A 14,962-nucleotide genomic window follows, 5' to 3' on the forward strand; every position below is an offset into this window, starting at 1 on the left:
GGCCCCCGGGTGTTCATCCTGCTGGACTCGGGAAGAGTTCACGCACTCGGAAGGCGGCTGGATGCCGCGCGAGACAAGTACGCCGGAATCGCCGTGAAGTGGACTGGCACCACGACGCACTAGCCGCCACAGCTGCTGACCGTACGGCGCTCACGTCGATCGAGGTCGTTGGTGATGGCATCGATCGGGCCTCGTCGGTACGACGGGTCGCGGTACTGGAGTGGTCAGGCCGGGATGTCGGTGAAGGGCTGGAGTTCTCTGCGCAGGGCGGGCTCGGGGAGCGGGCCTGTGATGGATTTGGCGAGTTCGCCGTTGATGTAGACGTTGACGGTTGGGAGGTTGACCACGCCGTAGAACGCCGGCGCAGCCGGGTTGTCGTCGACGTTCAGCCTCACGAAGATCAGACCGGTGTTTTCTGCTGCCAGGACCTCGAGGGCAGCGGCGACCTGCTCGCAGTGGTCGCACCAGTCGGCCCAGAAGTCGACGACGACAGGGCCGCCGCTCTCCAGGATGACGGCGCCGAACTCACGGTCGGTGACATTCTTCATGGCAAGATCACTCCACGGCGGGACGGCTGACGGGACACCCGTCGTTCGTTCCACCGCCCGGCACGGATGGGCCGGGAAAGTTGCCGTCACCTGCGGATCGGTCCGATCGGAGCCGTCCCTGAGGACGGCCCCGATGTCGGAGAGTTGGTTCAGTGTGGGTCGGGCCAGGTTGCCTCGGTGATTTGGCCGCTGTGTACGTCGATCGTGAGGCGGGCCGGTCCGTCCGGCATGAGGTGCAGGTTGTAGCGGCCCTCGGGGACGTCGGGGAAGACTGCCGAGTGGACGATCCGTCCGTCCGGGGACGGTCGTGGGACGACCGCGACGTGTGGGTATGCCCCGCGCCCATGCCCATGCCCATGTTCATGCCCATGACCAGCGACGGGGGCTTCGTGGTGCTCGCCGGCCGGGTGGCGTTCGATCTCGGCGTCCTCCAGTTCGGCGGGCATCGTGAGGACGATGGCGCCGATGCCGTCGCCGATGTCGAGGAGGACCGACGAGCCCTTGCCTGCGTGCGGGTTCTCCTCGGCGTTCGTGAGCGGCCTGGTCATGAGACCGCGGGTGTTCCGGGCTTGGACGAGTACCCGCCGGCCGGTGTGCCGAGGTATGGGAAGGTGTCCAGGTACGGCGAGTTCGTGTTCGACGTACCGTCCTTGATCGCGCTCGTGGCGCCGTCCGGCGTGAAGGTGGGATCGACCAACGGAATCGTCAGGCCGGCGACGGCGCGCAGTTCGACGGTGACCACGTCGTCGAGGACCCGGCGTCCGTTGGGGAATCCGGCGGCGTCGCCCGCCACCAGGCCGAGCGGGTTCGGTGACTTGGCCGGCGGTACGGCGACGTTCAGCCGCAGCATGTCCGCCTGGACCGGCCCGGTGTAGTTCTGGAATCCGGGGACGACGCCCTTCGGAATACCTGTCAGCAGGATCGCCGCAAGGTCCGCGCGGGGCTTCTGGTACGCCGCGAGGTGCGGGAACACGCCGGGGTACAGGACCGGAAGGAGACCCGCGAGCTCGGGCTTCGTCACGTACTCGGCGAACCGCTTGTCGTCGTACGGCGGCAGGCTGTTCCACTTGTCCTTCTCGGCCATCGGCACGATGACCTCGTTGAACAACGGGTTCCCGAGCCGGGAGACCTGCTTGTACGGCCCGTGCCAGACCGGGAGGCCGAGCAGGTCGTCGAGGATCTTCGACTGCTGGCGGCTCGCGCTCGCGTAGACACCGATCACAGATCCGGGATCCAGTACGTCCTTGGGCACCTTGCCGCCGCGGGTGAGGTCGCTGATCGGGACCTGGATCGCGATCGTGTGGACGTTCGAGCCCTGCAGCCCGTTGACACCCATCGCGGCGGCGGACGGGATCAGGTGGGCCATCTGGAACGGGCGCAGTGTGCCGAGGTCGAAGATGCTGCCGAGGTCGGCGAAGAACCCGTCGGCCCGCTGGCCGGCGAATACCCGGCGGTGAGTGCCGATGGTGTGGATGCCTTCGGCGGCCAGTTTCGCGTAGTTCGGCGTACTGCGGATGCCGACGTTGACCGGCGGCGCCGCCAGGTCGCGGGCCAGGATGCGGGCGTTGCCGTGCTCGACGCGGGTGACCGAGTAGAACTGGGGCCGGTTCCAGTTCGGGTCCTTGATCGAGGCGATCGGGCCGGTGTTGTACAGGAATGTCTTCTTGTTCCGGATCTCGGCGTGGAAGCGGAACTGGTAGCTGATGTCGGCCCGGCCGGTGCCGCTGTTGGAGATGTGGATCTGGTACAGGACGTCGTCGCCGAACTCGTAGAAGTTCGGCCCGCCGTACGGGTTCTGGAACGGGATGAAGTTGGCGATGATCGTCACGGTGTCCGGCTGGTCGGGCGACACGAACGCGTAGACGTCGGTGTTGTCGGCGACCGGGTCCTTCGAGATTTCCGGCGCTTCGCGGTGCGAAGACATGAGGATTCCTCCAGTGTGAAAGACGAGCGAGAGATGGAACCAGGCGTCAGGCGGTCGTCACGCCGGCCAGGCGTGCCGCGAGTTCACGGTCGGTGACGGGGACCTCCCGCTCGCCGACCATGATGGCCATCTCGCCCTTCCGTACGTCTTTCACGTGCACCACGAACGACTCTGCGTCGGCCAGGTCGGCGGGACCCAGGCGTGCTGCCGCGCCGGCCTGCTGGTCCTCGACGATCTTCGGTACCGCAACCGCACCCACCGCGGCAGCGGTCCCCGCGCCCGCGAACACCAGGAATCCCCGGCGTGTGGCGTCAGTCATGTCGCATCCTTCCCTGGTTCTGCTTCGGCCGCCGGATCGTCCGGCGGCCGGCAGACAGGTGCGATTGCGTCGCATTTGTGGCGTAGGTCACACCCGTCCGATGTGTCGGGTTCGGAGCAGCGGGCGCCGCGGATGGGTCATTCCGGAACTTCCGTCGCCGACGACGGGCGGATGGCCCGGAAGCTGCGCATGTGGTCGACCATGGCGACCTCGGTGGGCAGCCGTTCCATGCTGGAGGCGCCGAGGAAGCCGACGATCCCGTCGACCTTCTCGAGGACGTGACCGGCGTCCGCGGGGGTGGCGATCGGGCCGCCGTGGCAGATCACCAGTGCGTCGGGGTCGACGGCGAACACGGCGTCGCGCAGCCGGGTGACCAGGGCGACGGAGTCGTCCAGGGTGAGGGAGGTCTGGGCGCCGATCATGCCCGACGTGGTCAGGCCCAGATGCGGGACGAGGATGTCCGCGCCGGCCTCGGTCATCGCCGTCGCCTCCTCCTCGCTGTGTACGTACGCGAGCGTGACCAGATCCCGTGCGCGGGCGGCGGCGACCATCTCGACCTCGCGGTAGAAGCCGAGGCCGGTCTCCTCCAGGTTGGCCCGGATCATCCCGTCGAACAGGCAGACGGTCGGGTAGTTCTGGACTCCGGCGAATCCGGCCGCCTTCACCTGGTCGAGGAACCGTGGGATGTCCCGGAACGGGTCGGTGCCGCAGACCCCGGCCATCACTGGCAGGTGGTCGGTGACCGGCAGGACTTCGGTACCCATCTCCATCACGATCGCGTTGGCGTCGCCGTACGGCATCAGGCCGGCCATCGAGGACCGGCCGGCCATCCGGTAGCGGCCGGAGTTGTAGATCACGACGAAGTCCAGGCCGGCCGCCTCCGCGCACTTGGCGGACAGCCCGGTGCCGGCGCCGCCGCCGATGATCGGCTGACCCTCGGCGACCTTCCGGCGGAAGCCGGCGAGCAGTTCGGTGCGGGACTTGGTGTTCACGGTGTCTCCTTCTCCAGCCAGGTGGCCAGCAGATCCACGGCAGTGCCGGACACGGCCGGGTCGTTGATGTCGGTGTCGAAGTCGTACAGGTCGATGCCGGACCGGAGCCCGTCGCTCAGCGATCGGTACAGCGCCTGGTCGGCCTCCGGATCGTGGAATGGTCCACCTGGTACCGACAGTTGGGACAGTCCGCGGTGCGGGAACAGGACGGCGACCGGGGCGCTCGACGGGTTGAGCCGGGCCGCGATACGTCGGCCGAGCTCGGCGCATTCGGCGGGTGTCGTCCGCATCAGCGTCACGGCCGGGTTGTGCGGGTACAGCTTCCGGGCGGCGAACTTCGCCGGGACGGTGTCGGAGAAGTTGACCATGTCGACTGCTCCCACGCTCACCACCTGCGGTACGCCGGTACTCGCTGCCGCGGTCAACCGGCCCGCGCCGGCCGAGCACACCCCGCCGATCAGTTCGTCGGCCAGTTCGGTGGTCGTCAGATCGGCGACAGCCTCGATGGTGCCGTTGCGGATCAGCGCCTCCATCGTGCGGCCGCCGACGCCGGTGCAGTGGAACGTCAACGCCTCGACGCCGTACGCCGACAGCCCGTCGACGACGGCGGATCCAGCAGTTGTGGTGACGCCGAACATGCTGACGCCGACGGTCGGTACGCTGCTGGGCCCCTCGGTCTGGCGGCCTCGTGCCATCCCGGCCACGGCTCGGGCGGCGTTGCCGAGGACCGGTCGGCTGAGGCGGTTGAGTCCGTTGATATCGACGACGGGATACATCAGCGTCAGGTCGGTCTCCCGGACGTACGGCCTGGTGTCACCGGCTGCGATCGTCGACACCAGCACCTTCGGGAAGCCGAAGGGCAGCTGTTCGCAGACCTCGGCCATCACGTACGCCGCGTTCGAACCGCCGACCGCCAGCACGGCATCCACCTGCTGAGCCGCTACGAGGTCCGCGAGGAGCGCACCTGCTCCGCGGGCCATCACTCGCATCGCGGCGTTCCGGTCGTGCTCGTCTCGCAGCGTGTCCAGAGCATCCGATCGGCCGTCCCCGAAGCCGGCCCGCGCGATGCGCTCGCGGGGGACGTCGGCCAGGATCGTGGGCTCGTCGAGCACACCGATGTCGAGGAGGAGCGGAGTGCAGCCCAGCGCCGTGACCTGTTCGGCCAGAAAGGCGTACTCCGCCCCCTTCGTGTCCAGCGATCCGACGAGCGCGACGGTCGGCATCAGCGGGCTCCGTAGTCGGGCACCTCGATCTCGGCGCCGTCCTTCAACGCCGACAGATGGGCGCAGATGCCGGGCGCGGTCCAGGTGGCGGCGGTGCGGGCGTCGATCCGGGGTGGGCGGTTCTCGATGATGCTGGAGACGAATTCGTGGACCAGGTGCGGGTGGGAGCCGCCGTGTCCGCCGTTGGTGAAGTGCTGGATGGGCGGTGGCAGGAGGTCGGGTGCGCCGGTGGGTTCGACGTCGGCGACGTGCACCTCGCGGCCCCGGCGTTCCCCGGTCAGCGGCGGCATCCGGAACTCCTTCATCGGGCCGCCCTCGAGTTGGGGCCATTCGAGTGCGCCGGCGTCGCCGTACACGGAAAATCCTTCGAGGTAGCTGCGTCCGAGTTGGAAGAAGGACATGGTTACGTTGGCGACCAGTGCGTCGTGGTTGAGTTTGAAGAGGGCGGCTTCGGTTCCGAAGCCGTTGCCGGCTACTCCGATGTGGTCGGGTGTGAGGCGGCTCGATCCGAGGCAGCGCACTGATTCCACGCGGGTGTCGGCGAGGGCGAGTGCGGGGGAGAGGGCGTGGGTGACGTAGTGCATGGGTGGGTAGCCGCGCCAGTAGTCGGGGAAGCCGTCGAGGTTCTGCAGGTGGTCGCCTCTGAAGTAGCTGAGGCGGCCGAGTGTGCCGTCGTCGAGGAGTTGTTTGGCGTGGAAGTACTCGCGGGAGTAGACCGCGGTTTCCATCATCATGTAGTTGCGGCCGGATGCGTCCTGTGCGGCGATCAGTGCGTCCAGGTCGTCGAGGGTCGTTGCCATCGGCACCGCGGAGGCGCAGTGCCGGCCGGAACGCAGTACCTGCTGGACCTGCTCGGCGTGGAACCGGACCGGCGTCAGCAGATGTACGGCGTCCCAGCCGTCGGCGGCGAGCGCGTCCGCCAGCGTGGCGAACCGGTCCGTGATGCCGAGGCGGTCCGCGACGGTCGCTGTCCGGGCCGGGTCCGCGTCGACCACGGCGACCCGGCCGACGTCGGGGTGTGCCTGGTAGATCGGCGCGAAGTCGGCCCCGAACCCCAGCCCGACCACGATCACGTCGATGCTCATACGGCCACCTCTCGTTCCTCGCCGAACAGGAAGACCGCACCACCGGTGGCGAAGTTGTCCAGGTCCTGATTGGCCGCGACGCCGGCCTCCGAGTTCAGGACGAGTTCCAGATCGGCGCGGTTGTCGGTGTAGAGCTCCGCCTGGTAGTGGTACTGCGGCGGTGTCCCGTCCGGCGCGGGGTCGAAGCGGCACACCGTCCATCGCCGCAGCCCGGTCATCTGCTGTGCGATCGGGATATGTGTCTCGTCGTAGTACCGGTCGAACTCGGCGGCCGAGTCCGGCGGTCCGTAGAGAACCGTCACCTTGTACATGTCAGCCTTTCAGTCCGGTCAGCGCGATACCTTCGACGAAGTACTTCTGCGCGAAGGCGAACAACAGCACGATCGGCAGCAGCACCACGGCCGCTGCGGCCATCAGGTATCCCCACTGTGCCGTGTAGGTGCCCTGGAACGACGCCAGCCCCATTGCCAGCGTGTACTTGTCGGAGTCGTTCAGGTAGATCAGGGGCCCGAGGTAGTCGTTCCAGACGCCGAGGAACGTGAATACCCCGACCACGGCCAGCGCGGGTTTCGACAGCGGCAGGATGATCCGCCAGTAGACCTGGAGCGGCGTCGCGCCGTCGATGTAGGCCGACTCGTCCAGCTCGTACGGGATCGACAGGAAGAACTGGCGGAGCAGGAAGATGTTGAACACGCCGGTGCCGAACCAGTGCGGCAGGATCAGCGGTACGTACGTGTTCACCAGCCCGAGGTGCTGCCAGAACAGGAACGTCGGGATCAGCGTCACGGCGTACGGCAGCATCACGCCGGACATCAGGATGCCGAACACCAGGTTCTTGTGCTTCCACCGCAGCCGCGCGAACGAGAAGGCAGCCAGTGAACAGGAGAGCATCGTCCCGATCAGCACGCCCGCCTCGATGATCAGCGTGTTCAGGAAGTACCTCGCGAACGGGACCTGGGTGAGGGCGCCGGTGAAGTTGTCCCAGGCAAACGGCTTCGGAATCCACTCCGGTGGTGAGACGAAGATCTGACCGGATTCCATCAGCGCGCTGCGGACGAGCCAGATCAGCGGCAGCAGCGTCGGCACAGCTCCGGCGATCAGCAGCACGTACACGACGATCTTCTTGCCCAGACCTCTCGGTGCGAGTGGTCTCGATCTCGGAGCCGGCTCGGCTGCGACGGAGGGCTTGTCCAGTACGGCGGTCATCGTGCACTCCCGGCCTCGTAGTACACCCAACGGCTGGAGTTCCGGAACAGCACCACGGTGACAGCCATGATGACCAGGAACAGTACCCAGGCGAGTGCACTGGCGTAGCCCATCTCGTTGTTGGTGAAGGCAGTCCGGTAGAGGTAGTAGATGTAGAACAGCGTCGAGTCGTTGGGCCCGCCCTCGGTCATCACGGCGGCCTGGACGAACACCTGGAGCGCGCCGATCACGCTGGTCACCAGGCTGTAGAAGATCGTCGGCGTCATCATCGGCAGCGTGATGTGCCGGAACTTCCGCCAGGCGCCGCCGCCGTCCACCGCGATCGCCTCGTAGAGCTGTCGTGGCACGCCCTGCAGTCCCGCCAGGAAGATCACAGCGACGTTCCCGAAACCCCACACGGACATCAGGATCAGCGACGGGATCGCCGTACTCTCGTCGAAGATCCACTGCGACCGGGGCAGCCCGGCCTTTCCGGTCAGTGTGTTCAACAACCCGAAGTCCGGGTTGAACAGCCAGATCCACAGCATCGAGTTCGCCACGATCGGGACGATCGCGGGCAGGTAGTAGATCACCCGGAAGATCGCCTGCCCGCGGACCGGCTGGTTCAGCAGCAGCGCCGCCAAGAAGGCCACGATCAGCAGCAGCGGTACGGCGCCGAGCGTGTAGTAGAGCGTCGCCCACAACGACTTGTAGAAGCTGTCGTCGGCGGTGAACATCCGCTGGTAGTTGGCGAATCCGACGAACTTCGGAGCCGCGCCGATGGTCCAGTCGGTCAGGCTGATCACTGCGGACGCGATCATCGGGAGGAAGGTGAAGGCGACGAAGCCGATGATCGCCGGCAGTGCGAGCAGAACGCCCCAACGGGCTTCCTGTCTCATCGGGGACGAGGCCATCACAGCTCCTGGGTGGGCCACTTGCCCTGCAACAGCGCCTGCATCTTCGGCTTCAGCGCTTTGACGATGTCGACCGGTGCGCCCTTGTTCAGGCTGATCTGCTCGATCGCAGGGTCGAGCACCTGGTGGATCTGCTCGGCGTTCTTGATCTGCTGTCCCCAGTCGGTGACGCCGTGCTCGGCCGTGGTGTCGACCACCGCGGTCCGGAAGTTCGGCGGGTACTTGTCCTTCAGCACCCACTTGTCGATTTCCGACTGCTCCGTGTAGTACTTCTTCTGCAACGGCGCCCACAGCCCGTCCTTGAACAGGTCCACGTGCTCAGGGTCGTTGTAGTACAGGTACAGCTCGATCGCCTGCTCGGGATGCTTGGTCTTCGCGAAGATCGCGCCGGCCGCGCCGCCGGTCATCGTCAACGACTCCTTGAACTTCGGCAGGACGGCGACCCCGAACGGCACCTTGCCCTCCATCAGGTCGAGCATCTGCCAGTTGCCGTCGATCACCATCCCGACGCGCTTGGTCTGCAGCTGGACGGCGGTGGTCGGCGCGTTCTTGCCGAGCTGCGCCGGCGTCGGCGCGACCCGATGGACGTAGATCAGGTCCTGCAGCTTCTTGAGTACGTCGAGCGCCGCGGCCGAGTCGAGTGCGAACTTGGTGCCGTCCGCGTTGACCATGTCCGCGCCGTTCGAGCGCAGCAGGCTGTACAGGCCACCGCCGCCGAACGGCGCGATGGTTCCGAACTGCTTGACCCGCCCGCCGTCGAACCCGTCCTCGGACGGGTGCTTGCCGTTCTGGTCGACAGTCAGTTTGTCGGCGGCCTGGACGAAGTCGTCCCAGCTCCACGCGGTTTCGGCGGTGAACGGCGCCGGGTCGACTCCGGCCGCCTTGAAGGCGTCGGTGTTGTAGTAGAGGATCTGCACGCCCATCGCCAGCTGGTTCGCGGCGAGCTTGTCCTTGCCGTACCAGAAGTAGCTGCTGGGCAGCCGGTCCTTGAGTGCCGGGTACTTGTCCAGGTACGGGTACAGGTTGAGGATCAGGTCCTTCTGGGCCAGGTCGTACAGCTGCGACGTGCCGAGATACCCGAGGTCCGGCGGCGTGTTCGCGGCGATCAGGCTGGACACCTTGGTCGGGTAGTTCGCCACCGGCACGAACATCGGGTCGACCTTGGCGCCTTTGTGCTCGCCGGCGTACTTCTTCAGCATGTCGTCGATCGCCTTCTTCTCGAAGGCCGATCCCCAGTACATGAAGGTCAGTCGCCCGGTGTCGCTGCCGGTATCCCCGGAGCCGCCGCAGGCGGTCAGCGCGGCCGGTCCCAGCCCGGCGGCGAGCGCGGTCGCGCCACCGGCACGCAAGATCTGACGCCTGCTCGGGCGGGTGCTCCCGATCTGCTCGGTCATGGGGTTGCTCCTCGCTCGGTCGCGGTCCGTCCGTCGTCCCCCGGGCGGCGGGCCGGCTGTGTTTCGGCGAGCGTAGGACTGTTTATGTCGATGGTCAACAGAAAGATGTCGAATCTGGCATAATTGGCTCGTCGTAGGCTGGCACATCGCCATCGCAGAGGAGAGCCGATGAGCAGTACCGAGTCCGCGCGGCGGCGGATCCCGCCGTCCCGCATCGTGCGCGCGGGCGAGATCCTCGAACTGGTACGGCATGGTGACGCGAACACGACCGGACAGCTGGCGGACCAGCTCGGGATCGCCCGCTCGACTGTGAACGACCGGCTCGAGCTGTTGCTCGCGTCCGGGATGCTGACGCTGGACGGGCCGACCGCCGTCGGGTCCCGCGGCCGGCCGGCGTCGACCTTGAGCTTCAACCCACGCTCCGGCGTGACGCTCGCGGCCCAGCTCGGCATCTCCGGTGTGCGCACCGCGGTCACCGATCTGTCCGGCGAGATCCTCGCGAGCCGGATGACGGACATCGACGTGACGAGTGGCGCCGTACCGGTGCTGGGGGTGGTGATCGGGGACTTCGGCCTGCTCCTCGATCAGCTCGGCACCGAGACCGCGCAGGTCCACGGGATCGGGATCGGGATGCCGGCCCGGATCGAACTCGCCACGAACGCGCCGGGTGCAGACTGGTCCGGCGAGGCGGTCCGGGAGGTGCTCGCGGACTGGCTGCCCGTGCCGGTGTTCGTGGACCACGACGTGAACCTGCTGGCGTTCGGCGAGCACTGCGCGCGGACGGACGAGCCGGAGACGTTGATCAGCGTCAAGGTCGGTACGGTGATCGGCTGCGGGATCGTTGTCAACGGCAAGGTGATCCAAGGCGTCTCGGGCCTGGCCGGGGAGATCGGCCATACCCGCGTCGGTGGGTCGGAGGAGCCCTGCAGCTGCGGCAACGTGGGATGCCTGAACGCCGTCGCGAGCGGCGGCGCGCTCGCCCGGCAGCTTCGCGCGGAGGGGATCGACGCGTCCAATGCGCGGGCCGTCGCGACGTTGGCGAAGACCGGGCACGTCCGGGCAGGGCAGGCCGTGCGCGAGGCCGGCCGGGACATCGGGCAGGCGCTCGCCGGCGTCGTCAACCTCCTCAATCCGGCGATCATCAGCCTGTGGGGCTATCTCGCCGAGGAGCAGCTGATCGCCGGGATCCGCGAGAGCATCGCCCGCTCGGCGCAGTCCGGACCGGCCGGCGACGTACGGATCGAACCGGCCGTCATGGGCGTCGACGCCGGTCTCTACGGCGCCGCGATGATGGTCGCAGAGCACACTCTCCAACCGGCAGCCGTGGACGCGTACCTCCAGAACCTGCCGTGAATGGCTCCGCTGTCGTCCGCCAAACCCTCGGCAGACGACGGCGGAGACCGATGTGTTCGATCAGGCGGAGCTGGACCTATCCGGGCGCGGCCGGGCATCGAACCCGTCACATGAGTGAGACAGCGAAGCGCCGTACTGCAGGAGCCCTCGGCGGACTGGTCGCGGCCGGTGCCGCGCTCGGGCTGGGCTACCTCGCCGCCGATCTCTCGGGCGGCCCCTGGCCGGTCGACGCCGTCGGGGTGCAGGTGATCGACTGGTCACCGGGGCCTGTGAAGGACTGGGCTGTCCGCGAGCTGGGTACCGCCGACCGGACGCTGTTGCGCGTCGGCATCTGCGTCACGCTCGCGGTCATCGCTGCTCTCGCAGGGTTGTTGGGTGCCGGCCGATCACGGCGTACGGCGGTGGGTGTCGCGGGCCTGTTAGGCGCCGTCGGCATCGTTTTCGCGATCACCAGCCGCTCCGCGACCTCGAGTGTCCTGGTCCGGCTGATTCCGGCGGCCGTGACCTTGGTGGTCGCGGTGGCCGGCATGTATCTGGTGGTGGCTGCGCTGCACCGCAGGGACAGGGGAGCCGAGGTCGAGCAGGAGCAGCCGAGCGGGTTCGATCGACGCCGGTTCCTGTTGACGGTCTCGGCCCTGGCGGTTGTAGGCGCGGGCGGCGTGGGGGTGTCGAAGCTGGTGACGACCGGGACCGGTGAGGCGGCCCGGGCGAAGTTCCGGGTGCCGCGGCCTACCGACCCTGCCCCGGCGATCCCCGCGGGGGCTCAGGCCGACGTACCGGGAGTGGCCCGCTTCGTCACGCCCAACCAGAACTTCTACCGGGTCGACACGCTGCTGGAGGTTCCGCGGATCGACCCGGGCAGCTGGGAACTGCGCGTACACGGAATGGTGGACCACGAACTGCGCCTGTCGCTGGGCGACCTGGTGAACCGTCGGCTGATCGAGCGCGACATCACGTTGACCTGCGTGTCGAACGAGGTCGGCGGTCCGTACGTCGGCAACGCCCGCTGGATCGGTGTCCCGATCGCGGACGTCCTGAAGGAGGCGGGGGTGCGGGCGGGCGCCGACGCGGTGCGGTCGACCAGCGTCGACGGGCTCACGATCGGTACGCCGCTGGATGCGCTCACCGACGGCCGGGACGCCATGTTCGCGGTCGCGATGAACGGCGAGCCCTTGCCGTTCACGCACGGCTTCCCGGTGCGGATGGTCGTACCGGGGCTGTACGGGTACGTGTCGGCGACCAAATGGATCGTGGACTTCGAGGTCACCCGCTTCCAGGACTTCAGCGCGTACTGGACCGACCGCGGCTGGGCCGTGGAGGCGCCGATCAAGACCGCGTCACGGATCGACGTACCGAAGGGGTTCGCGACGATCAAGGCCGGTCCGGCCGTTGCGGCCGGTGTCGCGTGGGCGCAGCGACGAGGGGTTCAGAAGGTCGAGGTGCAGGTCGACGACGGACCCTGGCAGCCGGCGGAACTCGCTGCCCAGGACACCGTCGACACCTGGCGGCAGTGGATCTTCCGCTGGAATGCCACGCCGGGCACCCACAAGCTGACCGTCCGCGCGACGGACGGCACCGGCCAACTGCAGACCGCCGATCAGGCGCCCCCGCGCCCGAACGGGTCGAGTGGCTTGCACAACACCGTCTTCATGGTCGAGTGATGGCGACGAAGCGCGAGCACCGGGGTGCGGAACGGGAAGGTCAGCGGATGGCCTCGGTGGTCGGCCGGTCCAGACGCAGGGCGTCGCGCAGGGACGCCGCGATCTGGGCGGGCTCGGCTCCTCGCCGGTGGGCGATCTCGCGGTAGGTGAGACCGCCCAGGTACGCGTCGACCAGATCCTCGCGTTGCGGTCCCGTCAGCCGCACCTCAGCGAGGCTGTCCCGGGCGCGGCGGCGGGTCGTCTCGGCGTCAACGGCCGCCAGGGCGGCGAACCGGTGCGTCAGCTGGCTGGTCCATTGGGCGATCGTCATCCGGCCGGGATCGTACTCACCGTAGTTCCGGCACATGTAGCCGAAGACGTCCGCGCACACCGCGCCGGCAGTGCTCGGATCGCCGCACAAGCGCAGTGCGAGACCGTAGACGTGCCCGGCAAGCGCATCGTAGAGCTCGGATGCGCCGCCAGAGTCGAGGCGGGCGAGGGCAGCCGCGCAGGCGGCTTCGTCGGCCGACGGTGATTGCTGCATAGAGCCACTCCGATGTGGAGGCGTTGGTGGCGAGTCCCACGTCCGGTACCCCGGAGGCGATTCTGCCACGCCGAACCGCACCGAGATCTCAAGCCGGTTGCGGTCAGGTCATCGAGATCATCGCGGCGGCCGGCAGCGTCGGAGCCGTGGAGCCACCGTCGGGCTCGATCGTCAGTCCGAACGCGACCCGGCCGGTCACACCTCCGTCGATGACCTGGGTTCCGTTGCCGGTGGCCAGCCCGATCGAGTGCGCCGTCCTGGACCGGTCGATCATCCACAGTTGCCAGGTCCGGTGGTCCGGGAGCTTCGGCAGATCACGCAGTACGACGACCGCCGCGTCTGCCTGTCCGGAGGCCACCACGATCGCCTGGCCGCCGCCGGAGACGCTCCCGCGCACCGTCCGGGCGTCGGGCTCGGTGAGGACCGCGGTGATCCGCTGGTTGGCCTGGAGTTGCGCGTTCTTGGCCCGGTACTGCACGACCGCGACGCCGTTCGCGGTCGCGATCGCGAGCGCCGCGGCGGCCAGGGCGAGGATCGATCGCCGGGTGAGGCGCCGCGCCCTGGCGACCGGACCGCTCGCCGGGACCTGGGGCGGCAGTTGGCGGACCTGTTCGATCGCGGCCAGCACCGTGGGCTTGAGCGCCGGCGGTGGCGGTGTCTGCACTGGTGTTGCCAGCCGCACGGCGGCCTCGCGGAGTTCCTCGACCTCGGCGGAGCAGAAGTCGCACTCGGCCAGGTGCGACTCGAACAGGTTCCGTTCGTCCTCGGGCAGTGCATCGAGGACGTACGGGCCGGCGAGGGTGTGTACGTCGGGCTCGTTCATGAGCTCAGGCCCCCTTGGGCGGTGCCGAGGCAGTCGCGCAGCCGGATGAGTCCGTCGCGCATTCTCGCCTTGACGGTGGGTAGTTTGGCGCCGAGGTGCTGGGCGACCTCGGGGTAGGTGTAGCCGTTGTAGTAGGCAAGTTCTATCGATTCTCGCTGCAGGTCGGTCAGGCTGCCGAGACAGCGGCGTACCTGTTCGACCTCCAGCCGGGTGGTGACGGCGTCGGCGACCTCGTCGAACTCGACGTCGACGGTGCGGGCCCCGATCAGCTCCGTCCGGTCGGCCGAAGCCTGCTCGGAACGGACCCGGTCGACCGCGCGGCGGTGCGCGATGGTCAAGATCCAGGAGCGCGCGGAGCCGCGGGCGGCGTCATACCGGGTGGCAGTGCGCCAGATGTCGATCATGACCTCTTGTGTCACCTCCTCGGACTGGGCGGGGTTGCGGAGGATACGCCGTACCAAGCCGAAGACGAGCGGCGTCACGCGATCGTAGAGAGCGGTGAACGCCTCGGTGTCGCCGTTGGCGATCCGCGTCAGCAGATCGCCGTCCGAGACCTCGCCGGGCCGCAGGTGTGACCCCGCGGGCCAGGGGAGGGGAGTCGGTTCTCTCACGGTCATGTCCAGCCGTCGCTCGTGGATGTCAGAGATCGGTTCGCAGCCGACAGGTCTCCGGACGGGTCCGATTTTCCTGGCCATCCGACGGATCGCCGGCTCCGAAAGGACTGTGTGATCACCCGACGGCGCATGTTGCTGACCGCGGGCGCTGTGGCCGGCGCGGCTGGGTGCTCGGGCCGGCAGCCAGGATCCGGTCCGGTCGAGGTCCGCTACGGGCCGGACGACGCGCAGACGGCAGCGCTCTACCTTCCGTCGGGTGGGGCCAGGGTTGCGGTGGCGGTGGTGATTCACGGTGGGTTCTGGATGCGCGAGTACGGCGTGGACCTGGCGGTTCCGCTCGCGCAGGATCTCGCCGGAGGCAGCGCGCCACGGGTTTCGATCACGGGCGCGGTTTCGTAGGCAGG

Annotated in this window: 17 protein-coding genes; 3 read left to right on the forward strand and 14 right to left on the reverse strand. The window is 68.1% G+C overall.

The features are described 5' to 3' along the window. Positions 1-224: 224 nt before the first annotated feature. The 11 genes from ACXJJ3_RS41600 to ACXJJ3_RS41650 form a co-directional block, all read right to left on the reverse strand. Positions 225-548, reverse strand: a complete 324-nt coding sequence (locus ACXJJ3_RS41600) for a thioredoxin family protein (RefSeq protein WP_458167596.1) — start codon at positions 546-548, stop codon at positions 225-227. A 149-nt stretch (positions 549-697) separates the two neighbouring features. After that, a complete protein-coding gene (locus tag ACXJJ3_RS41605) occupies positions 698-1,096 on the reverse strand; it encodes a hypothetical protein (protein WP_458167598.1) in 399 nt (132 codons plus the stop codon). Then, entirely contained in the window at positions 1,093-2,472 is a 1,380-nt protein-coding gene (locus ACXJJ3_RS41610) for a DUF4331 domain-containing protein (RefSeq protein ID WP_458167599.1), read from the reverse strand. Before ACXJJ3_RS41610 ends, ACXJJ3_RS41605 begins: the two co-directional genes overlap by 4 nt. Positions 2,473-2,518: 46 nt before the next feature. Beyond that, entirely contained in the window at positions 2,519-2,791 is a 273-nt protein-coding gene (locus ACXJJ3_RS41615; protein WP_458167600.1) for a twin-arginine translocation signal domain-containing protein, read from the reverse strand. Positions 2,792-2,928: 137 nt separating this feature from the next. Continuing rightward, on the reverse strand, positions 2,929-3,783 hold the full coding sequence (locus ACXJJ3_RS41620; RefSeq protein WP_458167601.1) for a phosphoenolpyruvate hydrolase family protein: 855 nt from the start codon (positions 3,781-3,783) through the stop codon (positions 2,929-2,931). After that, a complete protein-coding gene (locus ACXJJ3_RS41625) occupies positions 3,780-5,006 on the reverse strand; it encodes a Tm-1-like ATP-binding domain-containing protein (protein WP_458167602.1) in 1,227 nt (408 codons plus the stop codon). Before ACXJJ3_RS41625 ends, ACXJJ3_RS41620 begins: the two co-directional genes overlap by 4 nt. Next, positions 5,006-6,091, reverse strand: coding sequence for a Gfo/Idh/MocA family protein (locus ACXJJ3_RS41630; protein WP_458167603.1), 1,086 nt, complete (start codon positions 6,089-6,091; stop codon positions 5,006-5,008). The genes ACXJJ3_RS41625 and ACXJJ3_RS41630 overlap by 1 nt, the downstream gene beginning before the upstream one ends. Further along, on the reverse strand, positions 6,088-6,393 hold the full coding sequence (locus ACXJJ3_RS41635; RefSeq protein WP_458167604.1) for an EthD family reductase: 306 nt from the start codon (positions 6,391-6,393) through the stop codon (positions 6,088-6,090). The genes ACXJJ3_RS41630 and ACXJJ3_RS41635 overlap by 4 nt, the downstream gene beginning before the upstream one ends. A gap of 10 nt (positions 6,394-6,403) precedes the next feature. Then, positions 6,404-7,297 carry a carbohydrate ABC transporter permease gene (locus ACXJJ3_RS41640; RefSeq protein WP_458167605.1) on the reverse strand — a complete coding sequence of 298 codons (894 nt, stop codon included), beginning with the start codon at positions 7,295-7,297 and terminating at the stop codon, positions 6,404-6,406. Beyond that, positions 7,294-8,175, reverse strand: coding sequence for a carbohydrate ABC transporter permease (locus ACXJJ3_RS41645; RefSeq protein WP_458167606.1), 882 nt, complete (start codon positions 8,173-8,175; stop codon positions 7,294-7,296). Before ACXJJ3_RS41645 ends, ACXJJ3_RS41640 begins: the two co-directional genes overlap by 4 nt. A gap of 14 nt (positions 8,176-8,189) precedes the next feature. Then, positions 8,190-9,584, reverse strand: coding sequence for an ABC transporter substrate-binding protein (locus tag ACXJJ3_RS41650; protein ID WP_458167607.1), 1,395 nt, complete (start codon positions 9,582-9,584; stop codon positions 8,190-8,192). A 168-nt stretch (positions 9,585-9,752) separates the two neighbouring features. On the opposite strand from ACXJJ3_RS41650, the gene ACXJJ3_RS41655 reads away from it, so the two are divergent. Together ACXJJ3_RS41655 and ACXJJ3_RS41660 are read left to right on the forward strand one after the other, a co-directional pair. Beyond that, positions 9,753-10,937, forward strand: coding sequence for an ROK family protein (locus ACXJJ3_RS41655; protein ID WP_458167608.1), 1,185 nt, complete (start codon positions 9,753-9,755; stop codon positions 10,935-10,937). 110 nt (positions 10,938-11,047) lie between these two features. Then, positions 11,048-12,598 carry a molybdopterin-dependent oxidoreductase gene (locus ACXJJ3_RS41660; protein ID WP_458167609.1) on the forward strand — a complete coding sequence of 517 codons (1,551 nt, stop codon included), beginning with the start codon at positions 11,048-11,050 and terminating at the stop codon, positions 12,596-12,598. A gap of 40 nt (positions 12,599-12,638) precedes the next feature. Here the strand turns inward: ACXJJ3_RS41660 and ACXJJ3_RS41665 are convergent, their stop codons facing one another. The 3 genes from ACXJJ3_RS41665 to sigK all read right to left on the reverse strand — a co-directional run bounded on the left by ACXJJ3_RS41665 (position 12,639) and on the right by sigK (position 14,561). After that, positions 12,639-13,121 (reverse strand): hypothetical protein, encoded by a 483-nt coding sequence (locus ACXJJ3_RS41665; protein ID WP_458167610.1) that lies wholly within the window; start codon positions 13,119-13,121, stop codon positions 12,639-12,641. Positions 13,122-13,224: 103 nt separating this feature from the next. Further along, complete coding sequence (locus ACXJJ3_RS41670) at positions 13,225-13,944, reverse strand: anti-sigma factor (protein ID WP_458167611.1); 720 nt, start codon at positions 13,942-13,944, stop codon at positions 13,225-13,227. Then, entirely contained in the window at positions 13,941-14,561 is a 621-nt protein-coding gene (gene sigK, locus ACXJJ3_RS41675) for an ECF RNA polymerase sigma factor SigK (protein WP_458167612.1), read from the reverse strand. Before sigK ends, ACXJJ3_RS41670 begins: the two co-directional genes overlap by 4 nt. 126 nt (positions 14,562-14,687) lie before the next feature. Here sigK and ACXJJ3_RS41680 point away from each other — a divergent pair, with 126 nt between their 5' ends. After that, positions 14,688-14,957: a hypothetical protein gene (locus tag ACXJJ3_RS41680; RefSeq protein WP_458167613.1), complete on the forward strand. Its 270-nt coding sequence runs from the start codon at positions 14,688-14,690 to the stop codon at positions 14,955-14,957. Positions 14,958-14,962: the final 5 nt, after the last annotated feature.

This window comes from Kribbella sp. WER1 (assembly GCF_054189145.1).

What these genes read in the sequence shown, in the direction of transcription:
- ACXJJ3_RS41600 (WP_458167596.1), bottom strand. Translation starts at nt 548, where the DNA reads ATGAAGAATGTCACCGACCGTGAGTTCGGCGCCGTCATCCTGGAGAGC.
- ACXJJ3_RS41605 (WP_458167598.1), bottom strand. Translation starts at nt 1,096, where the DNA reads ATGACCAGGCCGCTCACGAACGCCGAGGAGAACCCGCACGCAGGCAAG.
- ACXJJ3_RS41610 (WP_458167599.1), bottom strand. Translation starts at nt 2,472, where the DNA reads ATGTCTTCGCACCGCGAAGCGCCGGAAATCTCGAAGGACCCGGTCGCC.
- ACXJJ3_RS41615 (WP_458167600.1), bottom strand. Translation starts at nt 2,791, where the DNA reads ATGACTGACGCCACACGCCGGGGATTCCTGGTGTTCGCGGGCGCGGGG.
- ACXJJ3_RS41625 (WP_458167602.1), bottom strand. Translation starts at nt 5,006, where the DNA reads ATGCCGACCGTCGCGCTCGTCGGATCGCTGGACACGAAGGGGGCGGAG.
- ACXJJ3_RS41630 (WP_458167603.1), bottom strand. Translation starts at nt 6,091, where the DNA reads ATGAGCATCGACGTGATCGTGGTCGGGCTGGGGTTCGGGGCCGACTTC.
- ACXJJ3_RS41640 (WP_458167605.1), bottom strand. Translation starts at nt 7,297, where the DNA reads ATGACCGCCGTACTGGACAAGCCCTCCGTCGCAGCCGAGCCGGCTCCG.
- ACXJJ3_RS41645 (WP_458167606.1), bottom strand. Translation starts at nt 8,175, where the DNA reads ATGAGACAGGAAGCCCGTTGGGGCGTTCTGCTCGCACTGCCGGCGATC.
- ACXJJ3_RS41650 (WP_458167607.1), bottom strand. Translation starts at nt 9,584, where the DNA reads ATGACCGAGCAGATCGGGAGCACCCGCCCGAGCAGGCGTCAGATCTTG.
- ACXJJ3_RS41655 (WP_458167608.1), top strand. Translation starts at nt 9,753, where the DNA reads ATGAGCAGTACCGAGTCCGCGCGGCGGCGGATCCCGCCGTCCCGCATC.
- ACXJJ3_RS41660 (WP_458167609.1), top strand. Translation starts at nt 11,048, where the DNA reads ATGAGTGAGACAGCGAAGCGCCGTACTGCAGGAGCCCTCGGCGGACTG.
- ACXJJ3_RS41665 (WP_458167610.1), bottom strand. Translation starts at nt 13,121, where the DNA reads ATGCAGCAATCACCGTCGGCCGACGAAGCCGCCTGCGCGGCTGCCCTC.
- ACXJJ3_RS41670 (WP_458167611.1), bottom strand. Translation starts at nt 13,944, where the DNA reads ATGAACGAGCCCGACGTACACACCCTCGCCGGCCCGTACGTCCTCGAT.
- sigK (WP_458167612.1), bottom strand. Translation starts at nt 14,561, where the DNA reads ATGACCGTGAGAGAACCGACTCCCCTCCCCTGGCCCGCGGGGTCACAC.
- ACXJJ3_RS41680 (WP_458167613.1), top strand. Translation starts at nt 14,688, where the DNA reads ATGTTGCTGACCGCGGGCGCTGTGGCCGGCGCGGCTGGGTGCTCGGGC.